Genomic DNA, 1,832 nt, shown 5'->3' with positions numbered 1-1,832 from the left:
ACTGAATCTACAGTGTGAATCCCATTTTTATTTTACTTAACAGCTTGCTTTTTGATACGTTTTGTGCAATAAAGAGATGTTCTTTTATATTTCGGTTATTTCTTTTAATCGTTTATTTAGATCGCTAGCTGTTTTGATAATAAAAGCCGTGTCTTAAAGGACGCGGCTTTTTTTTATTCTATCTTTTAGACGCCACAGCCGCTTTAATCAATTCCTCTACAGTCTTTATCTATCTACAAAAGGATATTAAACCTGTAGAAATCTCTTTTCTTCCTGTAACCCATGCCCCCAAAATAAGTTGCGTATCTCCAAAAACACGCGCCCTGCCACCAATAATTGCCTTTCCATAAGCACGTACATTACCGTAAACCTTCGCAAACCCATTAACACACGCCTCATCACAAATTATTGCATTTTCAAAAACCTTCGCATGCCCCCAAACCATAGCAGCATTATAAACCTTGGCATCATCACCAACCCAGCAATTGCCATCATGTGATAAGTTGTATTCACTTTCAATAAAGCCCCCTAAATCTCCTTTTTTAACACTTCCAAAACTTCTTAAAGCTTTAATGCGATAAAGTGTTCTAACTCTACCATAGAGATGGTCTTTAACTTCTGTAGTTTCATTAGTAAGTTCATATTTTTTGGATACAGTTTTAGTGGTCATAGGTAGCTCCCTAATCTAATATTCAAACAAATTTTTAAATGAAATGGTTATAAGGAGGCGCCCCCGCACCGCCCTATTGTTTAATTAAGCAGCTTCTTTTTCACATTCTAAATCGTCATCATTTTCCGATTCAAGATCAGCATCATAATAGTCTTCAAAATCATCATAATACTCATGACGATAATAATCATCTTCACTACCAAATTCGGGATATGCTTCATTCCAAATATGATCATCTGCTGTTAAAGAAGCGGCGCTATGAACATAAGAATCTCCTGAGATAAGAGCACCACATACAACGGCATCATCGAAAACACGCGCGTCATCACAAATATAAGCAGCACCGCTTATTTTTGCATTGCCTCCAACATGAGCATTATCACAAATGACGGCATCATCAGAAATATGAGCATGATCAGTTACATAGGCATTATCATAAATCTTTGCATTGCCTTCAATTACAACAGCACCTTTAATATGAGCATTCCCATAAAGACGCGCATTGCCTCCCATAAAAATAGCTTCAAAAATAGCATTCCCATAAATTTTTGCATTCCCACAAACGTCTACAAAAAAGCTTCTTACTTTTGCATTCCCAGAAACGCGGGCATTTTGAAAAACGCGGGCTTTATCATATACCCAGCACGTACCATAATGCGATAGGTTGCTTTCATTTTCTATAAAACCACCTAAATCCCCCGCCTTGACATCTCCAAAATCTTTTAAGGCGCGTATACGGTATAATGTGAGACCAGTCATATGATCTATTTCATTAGTCAATTCATATTTTTTGGATGGTTTTCTCTTTTTAACTGTAGCTTTCATGCTAGTAATCCTATTGGTTAGAAGTTTTTAATTGACAGCCCATAAGGGCGCCGGGCGCTAAAAACACGGCCAATAGTCCGCCGCTATACTTTTCCCTCGCGAAGGGTCTTGTATGGTATAGCTACACCCGACATAAATCGTTATATGCCAACGACAGCATAAAAGAAAGTCAGTTTTTTAAAATGGGAGAAACCTTATCGTGGTTTATCCGCTATTGGATTCGTGGTTTTTAAGCACTTGTCGACCTTTCTAAACGAACCTTTCTTTAAAGTCAATACGTATTTTTTATTTTTTTCAATTTTTTTCATTTTGATACCTACCTAATTGAATACCAAGT

The 1,832-nt window shown here is 37.0% G+C and carries 2 protein-coding genes; both read right to left on the bottom strand.

Annotated features, from left to right (window positions below):
- Positions 1–229: 229 nt before the first annotated feature.
- Positions 230–670, bottom strand: a complete 441-nt coding sequence (locus tag ACFIQE_RS10035; protein WP_375612653.1) for a hypothetical protein — start codon at positions 668–670, stop codon at positions 230–232.
- An 84-nt stretch (positions 671–754) separates the two neighbouring features.
- Entirely contained in the window at positions 755–1,495 is a 741-nt protein-coding gene (locus tag ACFIQE_RS10030) for a hypothetical protein (protein ID WP_375668684.1), read from the bottom strand.
- Positions 1,496–1,832: the final 337 nt, after the last annotated feature.

Source organism: Bartonella sp. AA1HLJMS, assembly GCF_042197445.1.
Classification (GTDB): domain Bacteria; phylum Pseudomonadota; class Alphaproteobacteria; order Rhizobiales; family Rhizobiaceae; genus Bartonella.
Note: the sequence above shows the minus strand (reverse complement) of the source record. Positions and strands in the feature narration are given on the sequence as shown.